17 protein-coding genes and 1 pseudogene are annotated in these 24,285 nt (G+C 35.7%); 9 read left to right on the forward strand and 9 right to left on the reverse strand.

Annotation, left to right across the window (positions count from 1 at the left end; translation table 11 throughout):
- The first annotated feature begins 431 nt into the window (after positions 1–431).
- The 4 genes from GFS03_RS05240 (at position 432) to GFS03_RS05255 (ending at position 6,310) form a co-directional block, all read left to right on the forward strand.
- Positions 432–2,921 (forward strand): penicillin acylase family protein, encoded by a 2,490-nt coding sequence (locus tag GFS03_RS05240; protein ID WP_153422832.1) that lies wholly within the window; start codon positions 432–434, stop codon positions 2,919–2,921.
- Positions 2,922–2,926: 5 nt separating this feature from the next.
- Positions 2,927–3,277: a hypothetical protein gene (locus GFS03_RS05245; RefSeq protein ID WP_153422833.1), complete on the forward strand. Its 351-nt coding sequence runs from the start codon at positions 2,927–2,929 to the stop codon at positions 3,275–3,277.
- 533 nt (positions 3,278–3,810) lie between these two features.
- Positions 3,811–4,593, forward strand: coding sequence for a hypothetical protein (locus GFS03_RS13375; protein WP_181443781.1), 783 nt, complete (start codon positions 3,811–3,813; stop codon positions 4,591–4,593).
- A 451-nt stretch (positions 4,594–5,044) separates the two neighbouring features.
- Positions 5,045–6,310 (forward strand): ATP-binding protein, encoded by a 1,266-nt coding sequence (locus tag GFS03_RS05255; RefSeq protein ID WP_153424554.1) that lies wholly within the window; start codon positions 5,045–5,047, stop codon positions 6,308–6,310.
- A 1-nt stretch (position 6,311) separates the two neighbouring features.
- Here the strand turns inward: GFS03_RS05255 and GFS03_RS05260 are convergent, their stop codons facing one another.
- The 3 genes from GFS03_RS05260 to GFS03_RS05270 all read right to left on the reverse strand — a co-directional run bounded on the left by GFS03_RS05260 (position 6,312) and on the right by GFS03_RS05270 (position 8,358).
- Positions 6,312–6,887, reverse strand: coding sequence for an alpha/beta hydrolase family protein (locus tag GFS03_RS05260; RefSeq protein WP_153422834.1), 576 nt, complete (start codon positions 6,885–6,887; stop codon positions 6,312–6,314).
- A gap of 122 nt (positions 6,888–7,009) precedes the next feature.
- The gene (locus GFS03_RS05265) at positions 7,010–7,285 is read right to left on the reverse strand and encodes a hypothetical protein (RefSeq protein WP_238699217.1); all 276 of its coding nucleotides are present in this window, start codon (positions 7,283–7,285) and stop codon (positions 7,010–7,012) included.
- Positions 7,286–7,683: 398 nt separating this feature from the next.
- Complete coding sequence (locus GFS03_RS05270; RefSeq protein WP_153422835.1) at positions 7,684–8,358, reverse strand: TIGR00266 family protein; 675 nt, start codon at positions 8,356–8,358, stop codon at positions 7,684–7,686.
- A gap of 997 nt (positions 8,359–9,355) precedes the next feature.
- Here GFS03_RS05270 and GFS03_RS05275 point away from each other — a divergent pair.
- Positions 9,356–9,913: a hypothetical protein gene (locus GFS03_RS05275; RefSeq protein WP_153422836.1), complete on the forward strand. Its 558-nt coding sequence runs from the start codon at positions 9,356–9,358 to the stop codon at positions 9,911–9,913.
- Positions 9,897–10,280 (forward strand): hypothetical protein, encoded by a 384-nt coding sequence (locus tag GFS03_RS05280; protein ID WP_153424555.1) that lies wholly within the window; start codon positions 9,897–9,899, stop codon positions 10,278–10,280. The genes GFS03_RS05275 and GFS03_RS05280 overlap by 17 nt, the downstream gene beginning before the upstream one ends.
- A gap of 267 nt (positions 10,281–10,547) precedes the next feature.
- On the opposite strand, the gene GFS03_RS05285 is transcribed toward GFS03_RS05280, so the two are convergent.
- From GFS03_RS05285 to GFS03_RS05310, 6 genes and pseudogenes are all read right to left on the reverse strand, one after another.
- A complete protein-coding gene (locus GFS03_RS05285) occupies positions 10,548–12,668 on the reverse strand; it encodes a nitric-oxide reductase large subunit (RefSeq protein WP_153422837.1) in 2,121 nt (706 codons plus the stop codon).
- A gap of 171 nt (positions 12,669–12,839) precedes the next feature.
- Positions 12,840–13,382 carry a TorD/DmsD family molecular chaperone gene (locus GFS03_RS05290; protein WP_153422838.1) on the reverse strand — a complete coding sequence of 181 codons (543 nt, stop codon included), beginning with the start codon at positions 13,380–13,382 and terminating at the stop codon, positions 12,840–12,842.
- Positions 13,379–14,722: pseudogene (locus GFS03_RS05295) on the reverse strand (4Fe-4S binding protein). The gene GFS03_RS05290 and the pseudogene GFS03_RS05295 overlap by 4 nt, the downstream one beginning before the upstream one ends.
- A gap of 6 nt (positions 14,723–14,728) precedes the next feature.
- Positions 14,729–16,024: an NrfD/PsrC family molybdoenzyme membrane anchor subunit gene (gene nrfD, locus GFS03_RS05300; RefSeq protein ID WP_153422839.1), complete on the reverse strand. Its 1,296-nt coding sequence runs from the start codon at positions 16,022–16,024 to the stop codon at positions 14,729–14,731.
- On the reverse strand, positions 16,021–16,707 hold the full coding sequence (locus tag GFS03_RS05305) for a 4Fe-4S dicluster domain-containing protein (RefSeq protein WP_153422840.1): 687 nt from the start codon (positions 16,705–16,707) through the stop codon (positions 16,021–16,023). The genes nrfD and GFS03_RS05305 overlap by 4 nt, the downstream gene beginning before the upstream one ends.
- A 6-nt stretch (positions 16,708–16,713) precedes the next feature.
- Positions 16,714–19,866 carry a molybdopterin-dependent oxidoreductase gene (locus GFS03_RS05310; RefSeq protein ID WP_153422841.1) on the reverse strand — a complete coding sequence of 1,051 codons (3,153 nt, stop codon included), beginning with the start codon at positions 19,864–19,866 and terminating at the stop codon, positions 16,714–16,716.
- 275 nt (positions 19,867–20,141) lie between these two features.
- On the opposite strand from GFS03_RS05310, the gene GFS03_RS05315 reads away from it, so the two are divergent.
- From GFS03_RS05315 to GFS03_RS05325, 3 genes are all read left to right on the forward strand, one after another.
- Positions 20,142–22,028, forward strand: coding sequence for a 4Fe-4S binding protein (locus tag GFS03_RS05315; RefSeq protein ID WP_153422842.1), 1,887 nt, complete (start codon positions 20,142–20,144; stop codon positions 22,026–22,028).
- A gap of 24 nt (positions 22,029–22,052) precedes the next feature.
- Entirely contained in the window at positions 22,053–22,946 is an 894-nt protein-coding gene (locus GFS03_RS05320; RefSeq protein WP_153422843.1) for a DUF973 family protein, read from the forward strand.
- A gap of 753 nt (positions 22,947–23,699) precedes the next feature.
- The gene (locus GFS03_RS05325; RefSeq protein WP_153422844.1) at positions 23,700–24,164 is read left to right on the forward strand and encodes a peroxiredoxin; all 465 of its coding nucleotides are present in this window, start codon (positions 23,700–23,702) and stop codon (positions 24,162–24,164) included.
- The last annotated feature ends 121 nt before the right edge of the window (positions 24,165–24,285 follow it).

The raw sequence follows: 24,285 nt of genomic DNA on the forward strand, positions 1-24,285 counted from the left end.
TTATTCCTCGCTAAGGTTATTTTATCAGTCTTTCTTCTTCCATAGATCAGAGTCCAGTTTTTGGTCTTTCTGATCTCCTTTTCTTCTGAGATATAGTCTTCTTATAGAACTATGAATATAAGCTTATATGTGAGTTACGCTTTGAGAGTCTCTTCAATATGTTTTATATGTTATAGATAGCGATCTTTTTTGCTTGAAAATAAATAATTTCACGGTATTCTTTTAACTTAACCCTTGACTTCAGTTCTCTGAATACGACAAACTGATAATGTTCCCTTAGTACTTGCTCCAATCCTTCCTCATGTAGTACTGAGTAACTAATTATGAGTTTTTGTATAATTCAAAAGTTACCAGAAAGCAAATATTATAGAAACTTTTTTATAGAATTTTCTTAACATATCTATAAAAGGGAAAAAGAGGTGTGGTAGTGATTGAAGGGATATAATTACCTTATAATAGCTTTTTTAGTGATTTTATTGGTAATTCTTTCCACTTTTACAACATCCCTATCCGTTTTAAATCCATTTCTTGGAATTTGGTACTCCTCTGGTAATGTGAAAATCCTAACCAAGGTCGTTTCAATTCCTGGATTGAGTGGGGACGTAAACATATACATAGACAACAATGGAATAGCCCACATTTACGCAAATAATCTCCACGATCTCTTTGTCGCTGAAGGTTACTATGAGGCTAGCCAAAGGCTGTTTGAAATGGAGCTATTTGGTCTTTTGTCCATGGGAAATTTAAGTTCTTGGGTTGGCGCTAGAGCCTTATCCTCAGATATCGCTATGCACTTAATAGGAATACCACAAAACGCAATGATGAGTGCCCAGTATTTAGAACGAAACTACCCGACTATTTATTCATATCTCGAAGCCTTCTCGGAAGGTGTTAATGACTATATAAATACCCTAAACTATAGGGATTTACCATTAGAGTTCAAGTTATTAAACGTCAGACCTTATCATTGGTCCCCAGTATACTCTTTAGCATTTGGTGAGTATATGGCGTGGAGCCTAACTTCGGGCTTTAGTGATGAACTTGAATCTGGGCTACTCTACGCTTATTTTAACTATACTGAAGTTAATGAAATTAATCCATATTATCCTCACTTCATAGACGGTAATCTCACTGTTGTCCCTGGCGATGGTACAGTTAACGGTTATAATTTAACTGATCAAGGGATTTCACCGCAGTATCTGTGGTTTCTGAACTGGTATGAATCATGGGCTACTGGTATTAGTAAGGCTCAGTTAAAAGAGCTGGTACCCCTAATGAAGTATGCCCTACTTAACATTTCAGACCCATTTATTCCATTTCCGAAATTCGCAAGTAACTCATGGGTCATAACTTCCAACTTTTCCACTCAAGGTCCAATCTTAGCTAATGATCCGCATTTACCTCTCTTCTCCCCTTCAGTATGGATTCCATTACAGCTTGTAGCACCAGGATTTAACGTAACTGGTTGGTCATTAGTTGGTATACCGGGAGTACTAATTGGGCACACACCTTACACTGCGTGGGGGCTAACAACACCAGAAGGAAGTTCCTCAGATGCTTATTTGGAGATAGTGAACGGAACTCAATATTACTATAACGGCAAATGGTATCAAATGACCGAATATAATTATACATTAATGGGAAAAACGTACACCGTTTACTACACCAATAATGGACCTCTAGTAGCGAGGTATAAGAATTACGGAATAAGCTTGTATTGGTCTGCATGGAAGGAACCAATTCTCACAGTCGTTTCTATAATCCTTTTAGACAATTCGACGTCCTTTAATGATCTAATTAACGCTGCAAGGTATTGGGTTATTCCTCCTCAGAACTTGGCAATCGTAAGTAAGAACCACGCAGGGATAATTGTAGCTGGGCTATATCCGCTTATAAATGAGACTTTACCTAACGGTAAAAGCGTTTTGGTAGTAGGAGCAAGATCATTACTAAACGGTACTGTCACTAAATATGAACCAGTTGGTTATATACCATTCAAATACCTACCGCAAACTTTTGATCCCAAAAGGGGATTCGCATTCGCACCTAATCAACCTACAGTATGGACAAATTACCCATTTCCATTTATTGGTGGGTTCTGGAGTTCTGGTGGTAGGGCTGAGGACATTTATCACTATTTAAAGTACCAACGAATAGTTAACGTCAGTGATATGATGAAATTACAGTCAAACGTTACTGATTATTGGGCATCATTACTTACTCCCCTCATAATAAAGGCTATTGGCAATGAGGTGAATGGAAGTGTCCAAGAAACTGCACTAAACTACTTACGAAATTGGAACTACACATTTTACCAGAATGAAGTAGCACCAACCATCTATACTTACATAGTAGCTGAAATGGTGAATAACAGCATTGCGAAAATACTCAACAATACGGGTTTGGGAATGTTAGATATAGCTAGCATACCTTATATTGTACCAGACTTCATATACATTGCACAAAACGATCCAACGTCAATATGGGTTAATGGGAACTTCACTACCTTAGTTAGGCAGTCTTTCGCTAAAGCCGTATCTTTATTGCAACAGAACTTAGGAAATAATGTAAGCGAGTGGTATTGGGGGAGAGTTCACTTATTAGAAATTTACAATCCACTGGGACTAAAGGCACTCTCGGTTGGACCCATTCCAATATTTGGTGATCCTCATACGCTAGCAGTCGGTTCGACTCCTTATGTCCCCACAGTTCCTTTACCTTACGTGACAGTGGGTTCATCACTCAGATTCATTGCTTCCCCTTATTCCTCACAATATTATGGTGTATTTCCAGGTGGTCCCTCTGAGAGTATAGTGAGTGAGTTTAGAGAGAATCAATTGCCCCTATGGCTTTCCTTCAAATACGTCTCATACTCTGGGTATAATTACACTACGATAGCGAAGATAACATTAAGGGCGTGATAGGGATGAAAGGACTAACTATCATTTACATTATCATATCAATTATACTAGCGTATATAATGCAGATACTCGTATTATATCCATTCACAGCCATAGCTGTGGGGATCCCCCTAGGGTTATTGAGCAGGAAATATTCAGCGATAGGTGGTTTCCTCATAGGGTTATTGTCCTCACTTTCCATTTACCTAATTTACCCTATAAGCGACGTTGTTAAAATAGCAGAAGTAGTTGGGCAACTACTCGGAATTAACTCATTTCTTGTAATACTCCTTTATCCATTAGTTTACGGAATAATATCGTTAATAAGTGCTCTGCTATTTAATTATATAATTAGAGTGAGTAGAATAGCTAAATAAATATTATTAAGATAAACTTTTTTTCCTTATCCCTTATACTAAGGTTTATTAGCTCTCCCGTGCTTAGCGAATTACTCCAAAATTATATTAATAGTTTCATGAAAATTACCTATAGTATATAATGTTTAATTTTTCCAATGTAAGATTTAAGGTGTATTTATACTATACACGCTTGGTGTATTTACGATTACTTGAATCTCGTTAAAGAGAATCTATGTTAGTATTTAAGGTCTAAGGGATTTGAAGTAAATTTACGTAAAGTACTAATTATATAACCATCATAATTAATCAACCAGAATACACTACCTCTGAGTAAGAGGAAAGATCATCGGAGTAAAAATGAGTAAAACGTTATCATTGAGTTGTAGCTAAGGGAGTTAAGGTCAAGGTTAGAAAATAAAATGCTGTAAAATTACTTATTTTTCATGAGGAAAAACGTTGTGTTGCAATATCATTCTATTAAAACTCATTGAAAAGTTTCATAAAGCAACAAATGAGATAAAACTTAAAGCTTCATTTTTCATTAAAATTTTATGACATTTGTAATAGGAATGGTCTGGGGAAAAGGAGTATTAATGGTCTCTGATAGTAAAGCTACTTTAGGTGTTACAGCTGAAGAAGAGAGGAAAATTTACCCTATTTTTATCGTAAATGGAAAAAAGGAAATTGACCTCGCTATTTTAGGTGGATCGGGAGATGCGTCGATTGTTAAACAGTCTTATACTCTCATTGAAAATCTTTTTAAAAGATATTATGAGAAGGAAGGAAAGTTACCAGCTGGGGATGACCTAGATAATTTGGTAGACACAATTCAAGGGAGTTTGATACAGAGGTTTTCTTTTCTTAGATTAAACGGTATTAATCCAGAGGTCAGTCTAATCTTAGGTACATTATCTGAGTGTGAACCAAGACTTTATACGTTTGATTCTAGTGGACTTTATGAGCCTAGACATCGAGACCCTGGATATGCCATGATAGGAATAGGGAGGGACACTGGAGGGTTAACTCTTCTTAAGCTCTTTGGTTATAATCCTCAGAAAATAGATTGGGATATGGGACTATTAACAATGTTTCTAATCGACGTTGTTTCTTCAGTTAACCCTTACGTATCCCCTGTTACCAGTTATCTTGATTCACTTTATCTGCGATGTAATGAAAATGAACCAGTGCTGGGCCCATTAAAACCAGAGTCCTTTGAGGAATATAAGGTCAAAGTGAGAAAGAGGATAGAGATCATAAGAAAGGTCTGGGACTTAAGCGAGAAATTAGGTGAAGATAAAGTATCTAAGGCATTAGAGAAATTGAAGGGGAAGTGACTCAAGAATTCCCACTTTTTAAACAAAGGTAACTCTTAAATGTTAATTGATTTAAATGGACTTTTTTAGCCCTTGTTTTCTATTTGTTGAGACTAACGTTTGGCTACTTTTCTTCCCCTCTCCTTTGTGAAAATTAACTTATACTTTGTTGAACGCTATTTTGATAGGAAAACTACATAATCTTATATTCTCACTTGGTAACGTTGAGTTCCTCACCTCAAATCTTTTTCGAATTTCTTTTATTCTTTGTAGTGTAGCTCTATTATCTTGATATCGGACTTTTTCATAAAAAGATTTTTGAATCTACCGTTAACAGACTATCTATAGGGTCTAGATAACATCTTTAAATCTTGCCACTTTTTTATCAACTTTTCCGGAAAACTTGACAGTATACTGTCAAAATTTATTTAAATCTTGCCACTCTACTATTCTTGTGTCATATATTTCACAAATGAGCTTTCAAAACCCTTGGTGGATTGACAGAAATAAAATACTCGAAGATGAGCACGTAAAAAAGGCTAAGGTTATAATATCACCTATTAATGAAAATGCTTTGATTTTAGGACCTAGACAAGTTGGAAAAACCACATTCCTCAAGACTACTATAAAGACATTACTAGAGAGAGAAGATCCTAAATCTATTCTTTTCTTCACGTGTGACGCGTTTTCGAGGAAAGAGGAATTAATAGGTTTAATTAACGAGTACAGAACGCTAATTAATAGGGAGAAGAGGGCATATATATTTTTAGATGAGATAACGTCAATAGATGATTGGAATAACGCTTTACTACACTTATTTAACGCATTCTATTTTAACAATTCTCTAGTTTACGTTACTGGTTCGTCTTCAATAAATCTAAGAAAAGAGATGTTACCAGGTAGACCGATAAAGAAGTACGCATTTTATCCTTTGAATTTCAGAGTGTACTTTAATACGTTCTACAGAAAGTTGTTATCTGAGGGTGATCATATTAGGATTGATGAGAAGGATAAGATATATGAACTCGCTATAAATCTCTCTCCGTATATTTCTGAGCTAAATAAGGCACTATTGGAGTACGTTAAGCGTGGTGGGTTCTTCGCAACATTATTTTCTGAAAATCCATTATCACTTTATGAGATTTACAAGGATGCAATACTTTCGGAGTTCTTGAAGACTGAGAGAAAGGAAAACTTGTTTAAGTTCATAACTAGAAAATTGATTGAGAGTTATGGTAGTAGGATTTCGGACAACACGATTGCTAAAGATCTAAACGTTTCACACACTACTGTAGGCGATTATCTAGACGTCATGGAAAAATTATTCATTATAAGGGTTTTCAGAAAGGTTGAGAATAATGAGGTAAATTATAGGAGTTTAAAGAAAGTTTATTTCATTGACCCGTTCTTTTTCAGAGTTATGAAGATTTATAGTGTTGGAAAGGACGTGGAGGAATACGAAATACCTTTGATTATAGAAGGAATAGTGGGTGAGCATTTGGCTAGGGAATATAAGGAGGTTGGATATTTACACTTTAAGAGCAGTAGAGAGGTTGATTTTTACGTTAACAATGTGAAAGTTGAGGTTAAGTGGAGGGAAAAAGAGCATAAAAAGTATAACAAAGTTGATTTCCTCTTAACGATTGACGAATTTAAGAAAAGTGACCATCAAGTCACTTTACCGATTTCAATTTTCCTTTACCTCATTTCATCTGATAAGGTATTTTACGAGATCTAGTTCATAACGCTTTTCTCTTAATCCAATCTTCAATGATGTTCCAAATAGTCTCATATTGTTGTCCTAATGGCGTGTGCTTCATTTTTGGAATAATGTACAACTCACAGTCTCCTCCGTTGTTCTTTATCATTTCACAAAGGGTTATTGAATGGTCCTTTAACACGATTTCATCGTTTTCTCCGTGAATTAGTAAGACTTTCTTTAACCTATTTGCGTATGAGAGTGATGAGTAGTCAAATTCGTATTCAGGCATTTTCAGCAAATCTTGGTAAATATTATATTGTATTGTGCCTGGAGGGAACTTCGATAGATATTCCTTTTGTTTTCTTCTATCAGATGGTGCTGAAACTGCAATAGCACACTTTCCTCTTAATGCAGCAGTAATTAACGCTATCAAACCTCCTCTGGAATGTCCAGCTATACAGTCAAAATCGTAAGTTAACGCTTTTTCTACACCTTCCTTTACTTCAATTTCGAATTCTGGCACGATTACTTCTCCAAACTTCCTCAGTGGTTTAGCTAACCATTCTACTTTCTCTGGTGAGGAGTTCTTACCGTGAATTACTAAACTTTTCATCGTTTATGGATTCTCTTGCGTACCTTTTATATTTAGTTGATTTGCTAGAGGTAGGATTCGTTTTTATCAAAAAGAGACTTATTAACGTTAAAAGGCTAAAGGGAAAAAGTTAAATTAATTAGTTACGTGATTTTCCTAGCTGTATAAGAGATAATCTCATTCGTAGATGGGTGTTGTTCAGCGAAACTTGCAAGTTGTTTAGCGTTTAGCCCATAGGCGATTGCTAATCCCAATTCGTTAATTAAGTATTGAGAGTGGACTCCGATCATCCAAGCTCTAATTAACCTCATGCTTCCCCTTTCAAATATCAGCTTAAGCACACCCTCTCGTTGTCCGTAAATTTGAACTGCAAAATCCTCTTCCATGTTGTATTCTGCTTCAATTATCTTAATACCCATTTTTCTAGCCTTACTAGGTATAGTAGTTTCATGAAAATTACGTATAGTATATAACGTTTAATTTTTACAATATAAGATAAGGTGTATTTATACTATGTAAGCTTGAACTATTTTCGATTGCTTAAATCTTCTCGAAGAGAATCTATGTTAACATTTAAAGTTTAAAGGATTTGAGGTAGATTTAAGTAAAGTACTCATCAATATTAACAAGTAAATACTATAAGCTTTTTTATTAAAATAATAAAATTTATTGCCAATTCTTGTTCGAATGGTCACGAATAGGAAAGATAACATCTGACCTCCAGATTATAATATAAACGATAGAATAGAATTAATGGAAACGTTAAAGAATGCTGTACAGAAGATATAGAGATGAGGGAAAACAGGGTTTTTAATTTTTAACCTTGTTCTACCTTTGGCAAGTAGGGTGCTAGTACAGATGCCAATTGCTGTGCAGTCAATGAATGTAGCCATACTCTTCCTGGTCCTTGAATCCTTACGAAGAATATTCCTTCATGTGCGAATAGTATTGATCTTAGCCCACCAACTGTCTCTATATTGTAATTCATTCCGCTTTGAAATGCTAACAAGTGTGATGCCTCAATTTGCATCGTTTCTCCAGGGGCTAAATCCTTCACTATGGCCTCGCCATAGGAGTGCATAAATAGATTACCAACGCCATTAAATTTGGCAAGAAATAATCCTTCTCCCCCAAGCCATCCTACGCTTAACTTTGCCAATTGTGAATCGTAGTTGATGGTGTTTTCAGCTGCTAAAAAGGAATGGGCTTCAGCTAGTATTGTACCTCCTTCTAAGGGTATTTGAATGACCTTTCCCGGAAATATAGTTGAAAGATATACTTCTCCAGGGCCATAGAGTTCTGTTACGAAAAACGTACCTCCAGTTATTAACCTTTTCAGCCCACCAAAAAATCCTCCTTTAAGCTTAGTTTGTAGATTTACAGATGCTCCTTTAGCTAGTATATGACCAGCGTCAGCGTAAATAGACTCTCCATCCCCTAATATTACCTTTAAGTACTGAAGATCGTTTCCTAATATTTCATATTGTGGCATACATGAAATAAATTTGGCCAATATAAAAAGATTTCGTATTAAAATGCTAGGTGAAGCTGTTCAATAGATTCCATTAGAATGATATTACATAACGATAATTTTTAAAGGAAATAAATGATGATTATGTGATATTTTGCTAAGCTATATCTTGACTCCATTACTAACAAGGAAATCAGCCATGTAGAGCACATAATGCCCAGAACTTTAGCCTCGACCATTTAACAAACTAAAATCTTGAATCACTTCAGAATTATATGAAAAATTTTATAATTAATTTTTAGTATAACCTATGAGGAAATATGAGATTAAGCAAGCACGACAAGAAGATTATCACTAGTATGAGTATATGTTCCCTTTTTAAGTCTTCGAATACCAGTGAAACTAGCTGAGGAAAAAGATGTTAAAAAGATGAATGAATTAAACTAGTTTCTGGAGTTCCTCCACATTTAATCAACTGAAGGGTAATTCCAACAGGCCTAGATTGTGGAGATAAAAACTCTATTGAAGCAAATGATCATCCTGAGGTTATAGCTTACAGTAGTGGAATGAGTACTACAAGGGAAGGAAAATACGTTATCGTCAATGTAAAAAAAGAGGAATTCTAGCCATAAAATTGAGGTAATAGTCTCAAGGACCTTGAGGTTATTAGTAATGAGACTCCTTTGGAGAAGTTGAGAGAAAAGGTTGTTAAAATATTTTAGAGAGAGAGGCTTACAATTCTAACGTGATTGATGTTGAGATTGTTTTTCCTCCTAGGATTTCTATGGGTGTGTTTCTAAGAGCTAATCGTGGGGTTGGAGGGATAAGAAGGGTTATGGTTCCGTGTTTATTAATTCTTCTTTTCTCTCTACGTACTTTTAACGGCGAGAACAAAACATCAGTATTAGAAAAAATTTTTAAATTTTTTCTAATTAAAAGACTTTAACGGCGTTAAATTACATTTAGAGTGGTTTAAGATAGTTAAGTATTTATTGGAAAAAGAGGAATAGTAGTTATCATGTGTCTCCTTATAATTACCAATGTTACAAGGCCAATAATTTCAGATGACTTTGTATTACTTAGGGATGATAGTTTCAGCAAAGTAAAAGATTACTTGAGGGTTTTAAGCAATGATAAGAGGAATGGAGAAATTAGTAAGAGCTATTTTTACTTTATCGTCGATAGGTTGAGGAGGATAGGATTGCTAATTGATAACGCAATTGGTTTTAAGGCAGTAATTCCCTTTACGGTGACTAACAAAGGGATAAGTTTGAAGGAGGGAATAATGTATATTACTAATGATAAAAAGTTGATATATTTTAACTACCACGATAGTTCATATCAATGTGATAAGTGTTCTATAATAACCTCTTCTTGTGTCCCATCACTGAAGAAGATCGCTCATGAGTTAAGCGTTAAAATAAGAAACGATAACCCTAACATTGCTTGGTATGAGCTATTAGAAGATATTCAATACAACATTCTCCAATCCTCAATATTTTTAAGAGCTAAGCTGGGTGAAATAGGAAAGCCATTTGAGGTGATTAAAGTTGGTGAATATGCGAGAGATCTATAGGTATTCAATTTTTACTATCGTTATAATGTTTTTGGCATTCTCATTTGGGCTAGTTAGAGCAATGTATGATACTGTTCAAGATACTTTCTCAACTAGTGTATTGATACTTCACATTATCTTTGCTGGAATCACTGGGGGTTTTGGAGTTTACCTTTATATGTTAGCTAATAAGACCGGTTTATTGTTCCCTAAGTTCATTGGTTTGGGGAATTTAGTGTCCATTGGAGTAGCTGGATTTGGTGGTTTGAGTTATTTGCTAACAAATTACGCATTGTTCACGAAAGTAATGCTTTACGGATTTGAGATTTCTTTAGCTTTAACTTCGATGCTTATAGGTTACTTGTATTGTTTTATGAGATATCACTAGATTTTTAATTATAATCTTTATTTCTTTTGCAGAAGACCATTTAGTTTCCAATATCAATGAACTGACTTGCTTCGTCTTTAAAGGCTCACTTGATCGGTTACTATGTCTCACACTTAAGAAGTAGACGAGAAGATTAGACACACCTCCTATAGATGTCCATTGCTTCGACGTAATAGCAATTCCCTTAAAATTACACTTTTTGCAGTTAAACTTACAATAACCAACTTCTTTACAAGCTAAAGTTGTTTAAAAAACATAAAGTTATTTTTATATTTTAACATTGTAAGATTTAATTACGCCTTTGAGCGTATAAATTATAATTACAGCAGCAGCGAAACCTGCAACTACATCACCAATCATTCTAAACCACACTATTAAGTCTGGAATAGGTTGTAGATAGAATAATGTACCTTTAGCTGCCCAATAACCTACCTTTAAAACCGTAGCTAGTTGCACAGCGCCCAAAGCCCATAAATCAATTGTCTGTAACATAAATCCAATAGCATAAATTAATATCATAATTCTTAGTACCTTTAGTTCGTTTTCATTAATTCCACCGGACAAATACAACGCAGCGATCCACATTAGAATAGCAGTTATACCCCATACTAATGGGAACGCTAAATGTGCGTGAGCCATGGTAAATTGTAGACCATGAACATAATAGTTTATCATTGGAGCGTTTAATATTGAAGCCCCGCCAATGATCCCACCTAGAAATCCACCTCCGATAGCTGAAATTAAAGTTGTAGTTATTAACGTCTTTTGAAATTCAGTCCTAGTTTCACCTCTTCTCCACAGTAAAATTGCGTAATAAGTTAAGAAGAGAATAGGGACAACTTCTAATATAGCTGCTGATGCTCCTAAGTACATCCAGAATAATGGTTCCCCTCCAAAATAATAATGATGCGCAGTACCTATCATTCCAGAAAGTATCTCGCTAACGGAATCTATACTCGCTGCCATCGTAGCTAGACTTGGTGGTACTAAGTCATTAGTAACTAAAAGTATTAGTATTATTGGAATTACTATAGAGGGCCAGAATCCTTCCACAAACGAGTGTATCATGATCCATAAGAAGAACTGGTCTTCCGTGAAGTTCGGCCATGGGACAATTATGGGTAATGATCCAAAGATCGCACCTATTCCAGACCCTAAGAGACCTATTGCAGCAATCCTAGTTAATGGTCTTAAAGCTTCCGCAGTTGACTTTGAAGCTTTGAAAAATAATAAAGAAGCTAGAAAGAGTATAAGCGCAACTAGGAGTAACCAGAAGGTCCCTTGATCTACGTCATTTGGCTTTCCTTGAGCACCAAAAATGAACCAGTAGGGTGATGGAATCAGTTGATTATAGGAGAACAATATTCCCAGAAGTAAGCCCACTCCGGCAAATAGGGTTAAACCTAAAATAGAAAATGAGAGCTTTCTGGATAAGGGGACACCCAAATATGGTAACGCGAAGATTGAAAAGGCAATCCACGTAAGTGCTATCCATACCACTGCCATGTTTAAGTGTAAGGCCCTAGTAACGTTAAAAGGCAAGAAGTTTATTAATCCCAGTATTCCCTCTGGATCTGCGTAATAATGCATAGCTAGATATCCCAACAAGCCTTGTAGACCTGCGAGGACTGAGGCAAAGAACACTCCTATCAGTCCCACTCTTTGCGCCGCGGAGGGTGAAGGAAGGAGAATGGATATTCTAGGATCCCTCCAGTGGTCAAGTATTTTTAGACTGACGTAACTAACCATTGAAACTAAAACTGCTAAAAGGACAATTACCATTATCCATGTGGAGAGACTAACATTTACGGTGGGCTGAGTTTGTTGAGGCATATACGGGAACCCATTCGTATAGCCTAGTAGAGAGACCATAGCGCCCCATAAGATAAACGATGTTATATTTCTTAAATCGTTCGGGTTAACTAGATGAGGTTTAAGTCCGTAGTTAGAGGAATTATTGTATAAAATGTTGTATAGCTCATTGTAAAGCGCGTTATAAGCTTTTACGTAATCATTGGACACTATCCATTTGCCTGCTTCTGCATAAGTTATAGAAGAGTATGTTGGACCGTCTACCTTTATCGTAGATGGATCAGCAGTTTGATTTATATATTCCAAAGCTAGGGCGGTATAATCAATTCCGTAATAACCCCCGAATCCCCAGAAACTACCGTAGTCAAATAGCCCGTATTTTTGCATGAGTACCTTTCCGCTTATGACCTCACTTCCCGTGAATAGTATACTGCCATTTTCAGTTTCAACTACTGATGGGATTGGTGGCAAATGCGTTAACGTGTAGCCAGCTAGTGCAATGTAAACTACATATACAAGAACTGTTGCAATTAACACTAAATTCGACCAAGCGTCAGCTTTAGTCTTTTTAGACATTCTTGATCCCCAACGATAATAAAAGAAAAATTCCGATTATATCCCTAACCCCTTATAGGTTAGGTTTTCTTGGAAATAAAATTAATAGCGTTTAAATATTGTTTTTAAATCCTGTAAAAAAGTAATGATTAAAGATAAAAATTTATTATATTTTTTAAAAAGAAAATAAGGTTAACGATTAACTACAAAGATAGTTCGTACTACATAATCTAAGAATTGCTTAAACGCTGTGCCTAGCAGTTTTGTGCACTCCCCTTTACTGTTTTCTAAAATATCCTCAATTAATTTTGGAACCCAGCTTACTATATGCTCTCTTATAAACCTCCTAGCTTCCTCTTCTTGTCCTATGAATAAGAGGAATGATACGAACTCTAATTCAGCAGATATGTGGTCAGGTAATTGTTTCTTTGGATAAATACCATATTTAGTATATTCTTCCAATACTCTCTGTGCTGAAATTCCATACACAGTTTTTTCCCTATACCAAGATTCGTAAGGTGGGCATTTAACGTGCTTATAATCATTTATAAAACATGAAGTGAATTCTGTAGCTACCTTATCGTAATAACTTTCTGTCAATTGTATTATTTGCTTTAATATATCGTAGTATGGTCTATCCTTTATCTCCTCCACAAGTCCCTTAACGTCTTTAATATATCTAGGACTTAGAAATAAAAATGAGAAGATTTTGAAATCTGTAGATAGTGACCTCATCTTAGACCACCTTTAGGTTTAAATCTTGCATTAAATGAAAACTGCTTCTGAAATGCGTACTCTGCCCTATGTTTAGGGCATCTCTCCAACCAATCATCTTCACAAGAAGCTCCCTTTTCCACCATTATTTTCTTAACTTTATCAAGACTTTTTCTCGAACCCACTGGTGCTCCACAAACTCTACATCTCACTAACTCATCTTCTACTACCTTCCTAATCTCTCTGGTAACATTCTTGCTTTTCTCCATTTTAATAACCTTAGTTGAAGGAACTCCCTTCATCTCATCTTTACACGACTCTGGGCAAACATTAACGCACACATTACAGCCTATACATTTCATTGGATCAAAGTCTATTTCTTCCACTCCACTATGCTTTCTGAGCTTTAGTGCTGACGTGGGACACTAATTAACGCAGCTTTCACATAAGGTACACTTGTTATTATCAATACTGACGTCAAACAATATGTATGGCAAATCATCGTATATGTTCCTCCTAGCCTCAGCCCTATTGTAAAATGATTGTGGGGTGGTGGTTAGTTTCTTTGCCTCTTTTGCCTCAATACTTTCAAATGGTGAGTAAAAGCTAATTCCCCCTATTCTTTCGTTGTATTCTTTTATAACATTAACAAAGGGTTTTAAGTTTTCTTGTAATTCACACCCAGGACACTCAAAGGTCAAATTTCCATTAATTCTCAACAACACTATATCTACTTCTGATAGCATTGCTAAACAAGGTATTTTTACTCCTCTATTTTTAGTATTCCTATAGCATGTAATCCTCTTTTCCCCTTTTACTTTTGCTAATTCAAATATTGAATTTTGAGATACTGATGGGAATTGTATTGCACTAACTGGACATGAAGCTACGCATAGACCACACGATCTGCATTTTGTATAATCAATACTTACTCCAGTCTTCTTTTCAACCTTAATAGCGTTATAAAAACAGGATAACTCACATACATTACATGCCTTATATAAGCCATTGCAATATTCACTAAGGTAAACTGGCTTGTCAACCTTGGTAGTCTTTTTTACCTCTCCATGTAATAGGCTTCGTCTATCAATGGATCTTCTCTCTTCAACTGGTGCTAAATCTGCTAACCAAGCGTTTTCTAGAACTACCTTATTATACTCTATTTCTTCCTTACTACTATCCTTGTCAACTACCCTTATAAGTAGAGGATTTAGTCCTAGATCTTCTGCAACTTTTTCCCTATCAATTTCATCTCCCATAACGATTAAGGCCTTAGCATTAACATTTTCTTTTTTTAACTCAGATGAGGATAAAACATCTACTTTGTATTTAATAAGTGGAGAATAAAAAAAGGATGTCATATGAGGTCACTTGAATATAAGATGTTTTGCTTCCTCATCTTCTTCTAACGGCAATAGTAACACGCCCAATGTGTAAATCCCTAGGAATAATAGGACAGAGCCAATGAAGAATACTAGATCATAGAATGAGATATTGAATGATAAAAATGTCCATAATGGGCCATGATTGAAAGTACTACGTAGCTCGTAAATCCAATTGGAATTTGTGGGTGATATTGGTGAGATTGAATAATACCACGTTATCGATTGTGGTATAATATCGGCTAACGAAATTATCGAGAACATTCCCAATAACGTGAATATTGAAGATGCTACTAACATATGGCCACTTCCCTTTTTATATGTTAGCCCGTAAAGGATCAGTGGAATTATCACACCAATTACTATTCCACCTATTAGAAAGACTACACTATATGGTCCAGAAATCATTAGTTCTGCCCAAGGAGAAGTTTGTTGATTTGTTGCTGTTAACCATAACCACCACAGTAGTGAAAACCCAACTGCTATTGTAGCTAATACACCATCCCTTCCTAGTGTTTTATACACGACATTTACGCTTAACCTATTTCGATCTTCCTTAACTTTTCTAAATCTATTATATAATGGAGTCATAAATGACAGCATCGCAATACCGGAATAGAATGATAATATGACAAATAACATTGACATGAATGGACCGAACTCGTAAACCCATGTTGATAAATAACCAAATACTGAACCTAAGTTTGCATCCAATATTAACTCTACTAATACTGCATAGCCAACTATGAATACTAATACCGATTTCGTTGATAGCCAAACTAAGAGTCTACTAATAGGATCCCTATATTCCTTTCTCTTCTCTCCTATTAATGCTAGTATTTCTAGTATTATTCCGATCCCAACAAGCGCGTATAATACACCGTTCCAAGCTATTCTTGATGTATCTCTAAAGCTTGTGTAAATATAGATAGCTTCTCCAGGCTTAAAGGTTGATGCGAAAACCATAATCCAACCCGGTATTAGTACTGCAAGTGCTATCCACTCGTTTCTTAACGAGATACTCTTAAACGGATTCTTTTCTGCATGATTCTTATTGAACACTTCATATAGTGAATTATAAGTGCTTACACCAGTACCTATAACTCCGAAAAACATATAGCCGATTACTAAAAGCCCCCAAGGTATTGGTTCGTCATTAGGCTCAGTAAATGTCACTAGGCCGTTTGCCCATGCAATGGGATTAAAGCTCATACCGTAAAGTAATACTCCACCTCCAATTATAATGAATATTATAGTCCATACTAATAGGAACTTGTTCATGAGTTATCACCTTCTCCTCTACCGAGCTGTCTATTAAACACGTAAAAAACTTTAGGTTGAACGTTTAATTCTGGATTTAACACTACTGCCTGCCCAGTATTAACCAATACACTAACCTCACTATTAGGATCATCAAGACATCCAAATACCCTAGCGTGACCCGGACAAGTTCTTACACATGCAGGGGTATAAGTACCTTCTGGGGCTGTACCGTAGCAGAAGGTACATTTATCTACATGTGGAACCACGTGAATTGAATTCAATCCATAATATTCTTTAGATTTCTCAATATCCTCGTAAGTGTAGAAGTATCTAGCACCATATGGACATGCCTCAACACAATAAAGGCATCCCATGCATTTGTACTCATCAACTACTACAATACCTCCAGCAACTATCTGAGTAGCGCCGGTTGGACAGACATAGTAGCATGGTGGATTTTCACATTGCATACATAATCTAGGTACGAAGACTCTTTGAGTGTTGGGATATTCTCCTAATTCTAGATCTTCAACGTGAGTTCTAAATAGACCTTGCCAAAATGGCGTTTGATTTTCTATTGTACATGCCGCAACACAAGCATCACAACCTAGACATTGGTCTACCTTAACTACGAATCCCCAGTGTTCGCATGGTTGGGTATTTCCAAATTGCGTATATGGATTTGAAATTTGGGTGGACATTAGTGATCACCCTAATGTAGAAACATTGCCATATGAGACGTACTGTTGCCAATCACTCTGAGAAGCAGAAGTATTAGGAGTAGTAACCTTAACTTGTTGCGAAGGTAATGTATCTGGAGTTTGAACACTTGCCAATTGTGTTGCGGCTTGAATTTCATCAAATGTTGCTTTCCTAACTCTAACAGTAAATTGCTCATTCATATGATAACCACCTAAAGGATTTCTCCCTGGTGCCCACATTACTGATACTGGTTGATTGCCAAACTCATTTACTGCTTTAGTTGCTGTAGTTAACGCTGGGTTCCTTTGGCCGAAAGGCTCAGGTACTCCAATCGTATCTGGCCTTATCCACTGAGTCAAATGGGCCCTAACGATTAGTTTTGGTATCGTACCGTCTGGATTTGGTAATTTCCACCTTTCGATAGCGATCCAATCTCCTTCGTTAATTCCTAATTGTGCAGCAGTGATTGGATTTATCCATGCCCTCATTAAGATATCTTTATGGTAACTATCAGAAGCAATAGCCATCAATAGTGGATTGTCAGCGCTAGAAGTATAAGCGAATTGTGGGATCTTATACTCTATGAAGAAGAATTCTGGCGGTGTTGGTTTGAACGTTGGTTCATTATATGGCGCTGGAGGTGGATGATAAACACCCTCCTCAACTGCGTAACCTCCATTCCAATTTGGTGGTATTTCAGCTATTATTGGATCCCATACTGGGTCATATCCATAATTCTGTATAACGTAATAGTATAATATAGTTGAATATATCTCAATCCTACCAGTTGGAGTTGCAACTGGTAAGTCCCAGGGTATTCTTTCATGATCTACAAAATAATCATTAATAGTTTTAATTATAATTACACCATTATTTCTTAAGGTTTGTAATATTTGCTCCTTAGGCATGTTTAGCTCCTCTGACAATACGCTAAGTTGTGCCTCTCTCCACGCTTTGGCTGTGAAACTACCCCATGGTGGGTAACCGTTATTCTGAATTAAATATTGTTGATATTTAGGCATCTCTTGTTGTATAACTGACTTCATTATGTCTAAAGGTACCCCAGTGAACCTTGACATCCATTGTATATAAGCGTCTCCAGCTTGAGGATTTAACATATATGCAAACATTACAAATAAGTCTAGGCCATTTGCAGTATTTGGCCATAATACTGGTATTGTCTGCCACCTACCTCTAATTGCTCGATCCATAGCTGGACCATCATCCCAGAAGAATTCGTCTCTCTCTAGATAAGTTACATCCGGTAGAATTACATCTGCGTATAAACTAGCCTCTGTCGGTAAGATATCTATCATAATGTAAAATGTATTCTCCAACACTTGCTTATACTCATCCCATTTGAAGTTAAATGGCGAACCTCCATAAGACATTACAATTTTAGGTTTATACTGTTGTCCATTCCAATTAACTTGCCCATTAATTGCGACATATGATCCAGATTCTTCAAATAATGTATAAGCTCCAGCTGGTTTCTTCCCTTGTTGCTTTAGAACCTGATTATAGACATAGCTAAGCGCTGGAACACCATGGGACCAAAATGAAGGATTATTATAAACGTATATGATAGGGAACATAGCGAATAAAGCCCCAGGCAAATCATTGACTGGTAATTGTTCCAATACCTCAGGCCTTTGTAGTAATATACCAGGCTTCGTCTTCCCACTACTGACCATGCTATTATAAGCGTTTACAACTTTCTTGACACCTTCTCTGTAGACCGCAGAATACACCCAACCTCCTCTAATGTCTATGTTACCAGTTAGAGCCATTATAATTGCGTAAGCTTTTCTAAATTGTACAGCTTGATCGTTGAAGAAACCCTTTAATCCAGTAATTATCGTCATTGGTTTCATTGTTGCAATTCTAAATGCTAGTTCTTGAAGTTGTGATAGAGGAACGTCTGCTACTTGCGCAGCATATTCAAGCGTATAATTACTAACTTTTTGTGCTAGGAATTGGAATACTGTTTGCACATGTTTACCATTATAAGTTAAACCTTGAGGCGCATATAAGGCTGGTCTGATAAAATTACCGTTAACATCGTATTTATTAGTATTTGTAAATGGTGGTACATTTACAATTTTTCCACTTATTTCGTCGTAAACGTAATATGTATTTACTGTACCATCATTATAATCCTCTTCTAATAATTTGACAACTCCGTTCTCTTCATAGGCTAAGAAGGGAGCATTAGTGTAATACCTCACAAACTCGTCATCATAATAGTTATTTTGGATTAAGTAGTTAATAATAGCCATGGCAATATACAGATCAGAACCTGGTTTTGCTGGAATCCATAGATTAGCCTTAGATGCGGCCTCACTCATCCTGGGATCAATCGCTATAACATACGCACCGTTTTCAATGCCTTTTGCATATCTTATAGCTCTATTTACAAATATTCCAGCGGGAATTCCACTAGTACCCCACGCAACTATTAAAGAAGAATACGCCATGTCGTCCATCATATCGGTTGCGTGTAGATCGAATCCTCCTATTACGAAACCTATTGGCACTTGATCACTAAATAGGCAAGTTTGCATCGGAGTACCATTAATATTAGGTATTTGCATACCTAGTGTGAACGGAATAAAATAAGGCTTGTAGTTTGCACATGGTATTCCACCTCCAATTAAAAGGAATTCATATGGTTGTGGTTTCAGTTGTTGAATGTTCTGCATTATATAATTAATCGCCTCCTCCCATGTGGCCTCCCTAAAACTCCAAGTACCTTTTGGACCTGTTCTAATTAGTGGAGTCTTAAGTCTATCTATGTTGTAAGTTCTGAAAATTCCGGCTCTTCCTCTAGGACAAACTTTACCCTCATTTAGAGGTGAAAGGGGATTACCGTCGATCTCAAGAGCTCTCATATAACCATTTTTATACTCGGTTTCTACTAAAATATCACAAGTTGATGAACAAAATGCGCATATACTAGGTGCATAAGAATATTGCCAACCCGGTTGTAACTCTTCATTATCCACTCTATCCTGTGTTACAAATATGTTGAAATTATATTTTGACGCAAAATAAGTGAGTCCCGCGACAACACCAGCAGCAACAGAAGCTTTTAAGAAGTCCCTTCTACTCAATCTAAGGCCTTTATTTTCTGCCATCATGTTACTATCCTCCTCCATACTTAAAAATTTTTGCAAAAAATACAAAAAATGATAATTACAATAATTTAATAAAACCGTTAAACCGAAAATTCCTAAAAAATTAAATTATTCATATAAACTAAATTTCGTTGAAGAAATAAAAATCTATTCGTAGATATTTATGCAGAAATTTGATTTATAGATTAAATTCATTTAGACATTAAATTGACTAAAGTTGAAAAAATAGTTCTACAATATTATTTTCTAATGGTATTTCAAGTAAAATTTAAATTTTTGAGACTCGAATAAACCACATGGAATATGAGACTATACTTAAGCTGTTCTCTCTTGTTTACATTATTGTAATGATGTCACTTGATTTTTGGATATTTGGTTTGATTTTAAGAAGAGAATACGTCAAGGTTAAAGGTTTGTTACTGCTTGTTTCGATAATATTGGTAATGGGGTTTGAAAGTTTGGCATTAGCTCAGCTTGATATATTATTTTTCACGATTGGAATACTTCTAGTATTTATACCCTTATTCATATCACTCGTAATAAGGGATTATACTGTTAACGTTACTAGAAATTGGATATATGGGTTATTATTGTCGTCGGTAATAGTTTTCGATGAGTTAGCAATGGGTTATCTTTATGGTAGTTATTTCAATCCCTTACCTAACCCCTTACTTACTAGTGTTGATAATCCGGCCTATGGTGCAATGATGTTAGGTGATGCGATTTTCTTCCTCTATATCTTGAGGAGAAAAAGCATTATAGAGTTCGCTATGACCACATTTGCAGTCTCCATGGCCTTCATGCCCTCTCTTTATTTAATGGACAGAATGCTTGAGTTTACAATGTCGCTTTTGACTTCAGTTTTCATGATAATAAACATCGTGTTGTTATATTTAACAGAAATGAGGATATTGACATTTCAAGGGCAATTAATTGCGATCTCTCTATCCTTATTCAACCTCTTAATGATGATTGGCTTAACCTTTTTTGCCTCATTTAGCGACTTATATTTCCTTACCCTATCCATGATTGCGTCAATGATTTGGTACTTCTTTTTAATATTTTACAATGTTCCTGCTAAGAAAATCTCACCTAAACCTTTCCTATTCCTTGTACTAATAAACTTGACTGAGCTTATAATGGGTTTTGGAGAGACCGTATTAGGATTTAGTCTAACGAACTCACTCTTCCTTAGTACGGTAAATAGCAAAATGATAATGGATCCACATATGATGAGATCGTCTTTCTCTAATCCGTTTTGGTGGCTATTCCCATTTAACCCTTTAACGATGATTACTATGGCGACAATGCGATATAGTTTGCTTGGTCAACTAGTGATGATCCCATTTATGACTGTAATGGCAACTACAATGAGTCCATTTTACGTAATAATGATGGGGGTTGAGATGAGCTATTTAGTTTATGAGAGGTTTAAGAAGGTTAGGACTAAGTATCTGAAGGCATGGACACTAGGTATTATAGCTGGGATACCAACGTTTGTGGTGTTGATCCCTTACTATACGAATTACTATATTTTTGGAATGAGCGGTATGATATTTCCAGTCACTTTAGCACCTTTCATAATTTCTCTAGTCGTTATCGCATTATTTTCAACATTATTTGGTAGGGGAGTTTACTGTAACCTTGTTTGTATGTCAGCTCACATGTGGTCTAATGTGTTCTATGAGCAATTCTCTGCTAGGAAAAGCAGTAAGGTTTGGGACTACTTGAGGTGGATTTTCATAATACCGATGATTGTTGCATTTTACCTTTACGTTATGACTCAAATAGGGAATATCAGCCTTTCTATTAATCCCTTGGACTTATACGGCATGTTCACGCTTAACTACGTATGGTGGATTTTCTACTTCTTAACACCAGTTTTTGGAATATATTCGTGTGCTAGGCAAGGCTGGTGCGGTTTCGGCACTTTCACTGGGATATTTAATAAGGTGCTATTTAAGATAAGAGCTAAGGATGTTAGTGTTTGTCGAGGGTGTGCTAGTAAGGAGTGTGATGCCTCTTGCCCGGTTAAGATACCTATTAGTAATGACATATTAGTGAAAGGGTATTCTAATAGGATAAGTTGTATTGGCTGTGCTAGGTGTGTTGATGCTTGTGACAATCTTGAAATTATTAATGTTCTAACTATTCTGAAAAATAGGGAAAGTGAAAGTTTTTAAATTAGTAATATGATATTATTTTATATGGCGCAACAGAATACGGAATTAGAAGGAATAGGAAAATTAAGGAGTGGTTCCCTCTTCATGATACTTGCAGTGTTACTTGCCGCAATAGGAACTCTGGTAATTATATCTGCAGGAATCGCTAGTAGTATGTTTTCTGCTGCGACTGGTAACGCTGCTGGAATAATTGCCAGTGGTATTGGCCTTTTAGCAGGGATTGCTATAGTAATACTAATTGGTGCTATTGTAGGACTATTAGGTGTATTAAGAGTAAGGAGTGGTTTCAGTATTTTGAAGAGCTTAGGTAAAGATGTGGGAATTGGCGAAACTGGGACTACTCTCTATCTAGTGGGGTTAATTATTGTCATTATTGGAGCGTTACTTACAATTGTAATTGTAGGATTACCAATATTGGTTTTAGGAGAAATAATAGCACTGATTGGTGGAATATTAATTGGTATAGGGTTTTACAGGGTTGGTGAAATATATAATGAAGGATTAGTTAAGATTGGTGGAATATTAATAGCAATACCCATAGATCTTCTTAACTTCATCGGCTTTATTTTAGTATACGTAGGTTTAGGTAGAGTGAGACCATCACCAATGGTTACACAACAACCTTTAGTTCCTCAAGTTTATCAGGTTGGCCAAGGAATTATAAGGAATAATGGTTATGCTTATATCACGTTATACTCCTCATCCCCAGCTAGTGTTATATCTGCGAAAATTGAGGGTGCAAATATTATGTCGAGTGCAATAAATCCTACTGTGTTGCAAATCGGCAATAACGAGGTAACAATCTTCTTTGGGAATGTTCAATCATTGGCTCCGAATACTACTTACATTATAACGTTAACATTAAATATTGGAGGAAATATAATTAACATCTCTACGGCTGCCGTTTATCAACCATAATCATTAATAAATAGGTAAAATTTTTTATTATTTATGTAATGATTCATTAATACGAAGTTTCTTAAGAAATCTCTTTCAATGATATTTGAATAAAACCTATTAAATCAGTAGGTGGAGTGTTATAGTTATATGACCTAAAAATCTAGCTCTCAATAATAATTCCTTTTTCGATACTTACTCCAGCAGCCAACTCTCACCACCTCATTGTATCAACAATATTCATTAAGTATTCATAACACTATTTGTACTTAACTAATAACAAGAGGATCTTAAAATACAACAGTAATTCAAAATACGCGATCTTTGAGTTTAGCGTACTAAGGAATGAGATACTTACCGTTTTCAAACGAAGTAGTAACAGAGTTAATGAATTAAACTCAAATAATTACTTTATCTATATATAGAAAGACTATTGTATTGGAAGGACCTATAACGACTTACTACGTTATACGTGAATGCAAATCTTCTCCACGATCATCTGGTTATCTATTTCCGATTAGCACACTAGGAATAGTAGTTATTATTGCCGTGAAATTTGAGCTTTAAGGAAATTTTTCTTTTGAAAGTCTCTGTTCTAACTGTGCAGTTGGAGCATTAATAATTAGACACCTTTCAGGTTGAGTCCTGAACATTGTTTTCGTTAAATTGTTATGATCCGACTGGATAAATCTCTAAAGATTAAATTGTATAATTAATTCATAAGTTTTGCACATTTCCAAATCCTTAAATACTCTTATTATTACAATAATACATATGGAACAAGAAAGAAAGCTTGGGATTGTTGTCCAATCCGGAGCTGCCAATAGAATATGTTGTGTTGTAGTTTACTCAGCCTCTGCATTAGCTAGTGGTTGGAAGGTTGTCTTACACCTAGTAAATGAGGGTTTGATTGCATTTAGAAAAGATACGGCTAAGAAGGTTTGGGCTAGTTTAAACCCCAGAGATTTTAGTATCTATCCTTCATATTACGCACCAAACGTGGAAGTTTTTTTAAAGAACCTACAAGAGTTTATAAAGGCTGGTAAATTCCAAGATTGGCCAGATTACTTAACGGAGTTGAAGAAGGAATATCCAGAAAAGTTTAGGATTTATGCTTGTCCAATAGCAGCAGCTGCTTATAATATTAAAAAGGAAGATCTATTGGATATTGTTGACGATATTAAGGGCGGAGAATCATTCTTAGAAGAAGTATATCCCGGAGTAGTAATGGTATTTTAATTTTTTTCCAAGCTCTTGCTTTTTGGTAACTTCAGAATTATACAAAAATCATTATAAATTATCTCGATATCACTTGGATAAAAGGAATGGATCGTAACAATTTCGAAGTGAACGTTACCAC

The organism is Sulfolobus sp. E5-1-F, assembly GCF_009601705.1.
Classification (GTDB): Archaea; Thermoproteota; Thermoprotei_A; order Sulfolobales; family Sulfolobaceae; genus Saccharolobus.

Excerpts from the sequence above, each read along its gene's own strand:
- GFS03_RS05245 (WP_153422833.1), top strand. The coding sequence starts at position 2,927 with ATGAAAGGACTAACTATCATTTACATTATCATATCAATTATACTAGCG.
- GFS03_RS13375 (WP_181443781.1), top strand. The coding sequence starts at position 3,811 with ATGACATTTGTAATAGGAATGGTCTGGGGAAAAGGAGTATTAATGGTC.
- GFS03_RS05255 (WP_153424554.1), top strand. The coding sequence starts at position 5,045 with ATGAGCTTTCAAAACCCTTGGTGGATTGACAGAAATAAAATACTCGAA.
- GFS03_RS05260 (WP_153422834.1), bottom strand. The coding sequence starts at position 6,887 with ATGAAAAGTTTAGTAATTCACGGTAAGAACTCCTCACCAGAGAAAGTA.
- GFS03_RS05265 (WP_238699217.1), bottom strand. The coding sequence starts at position 7,285 with ATGGGTATTAAGATAATTGAAGCAGAATACAACATGGAAGAGGATTTT.
- GFS03_RS05270 (WP_153422835.1), bottom strand. The coding sequence starts at position 8,358 with ATGCCACAATATGAAATATTAGGAAACGATCTTCAGTACTTAAAGGTA.
- GFS03_RS05275 (WP_153422836.1), top strand. The coding sequence starts at position 9,356 with ATGTGTCTCCTTATAATTACCAATGTTACAAGGCCAATAATTTCAGAT.
- GFS03_RS05280 (WP_153424555.1), top strand. The coding sequence starts at position 9,897 with ATGCGAGAGATCTATAGGTATTCAATTTTTACTATCGTTATAATGTTT.
- GFS03_RS05285 (WP_153422837.1), bottom strand. The coding sequence starts at position 12,668 with ATGTCTAAAAAGACTAAAGCTGACGCTTGGTCGAATTTAGTGTTAATT.
- GFS03_RS05290 (WP_153422838.1), bottom strand. The coding sequence starts at position 13,382 with ATGAGGTCACTATCTACAGATTTCAAAATCTTCTCATTTTTATTTCTA.
- nrfD (WP_153422839.1), bottom strand. The coding sequence starts at position 16,024 with ATGAACAAGTTCCTATTAGTATGGACTATAATATTCATTATAATTGGA.
- GFS03_RS05305 (WP_153422840.1), bottom strand. The coding sequence starts at position 16,707 with ATGTCCACCCAAATTTCAAATCCATATACGCAATTTGGAAATACCCAA.
- GFS03_RS05310 (WP_153422841.1), bottom strand. The coding sequence starts at position 19,866 with ATGGAGGAGGATAGTAACATGATGGCAGAAAATAAAGGCCTTAGATTG.
- GFS03_RS05315 (WP_153422842.1), top strand. The coding sequence starts at position 20,142 with ATGGAATATGAGACTATACTTAAGCTGTTCTCTCTTGTTTACATTATT.
- GFS03_RS05320 (WP_153422843.1), top strand. The coding sequence starts at position 22,053 with ATGGCGCAACAGAATACGGAATTAGAAGGAATAGGAAAATTAAGGAGT.
- GFS03_RS05325 (WP_153422844.1), top strand. The coding sequence starts at position 23,700 with ATGGAACAAGAAAGAAAGCTTGGGATTGTTGTCCAATCCGGAGCTGCC.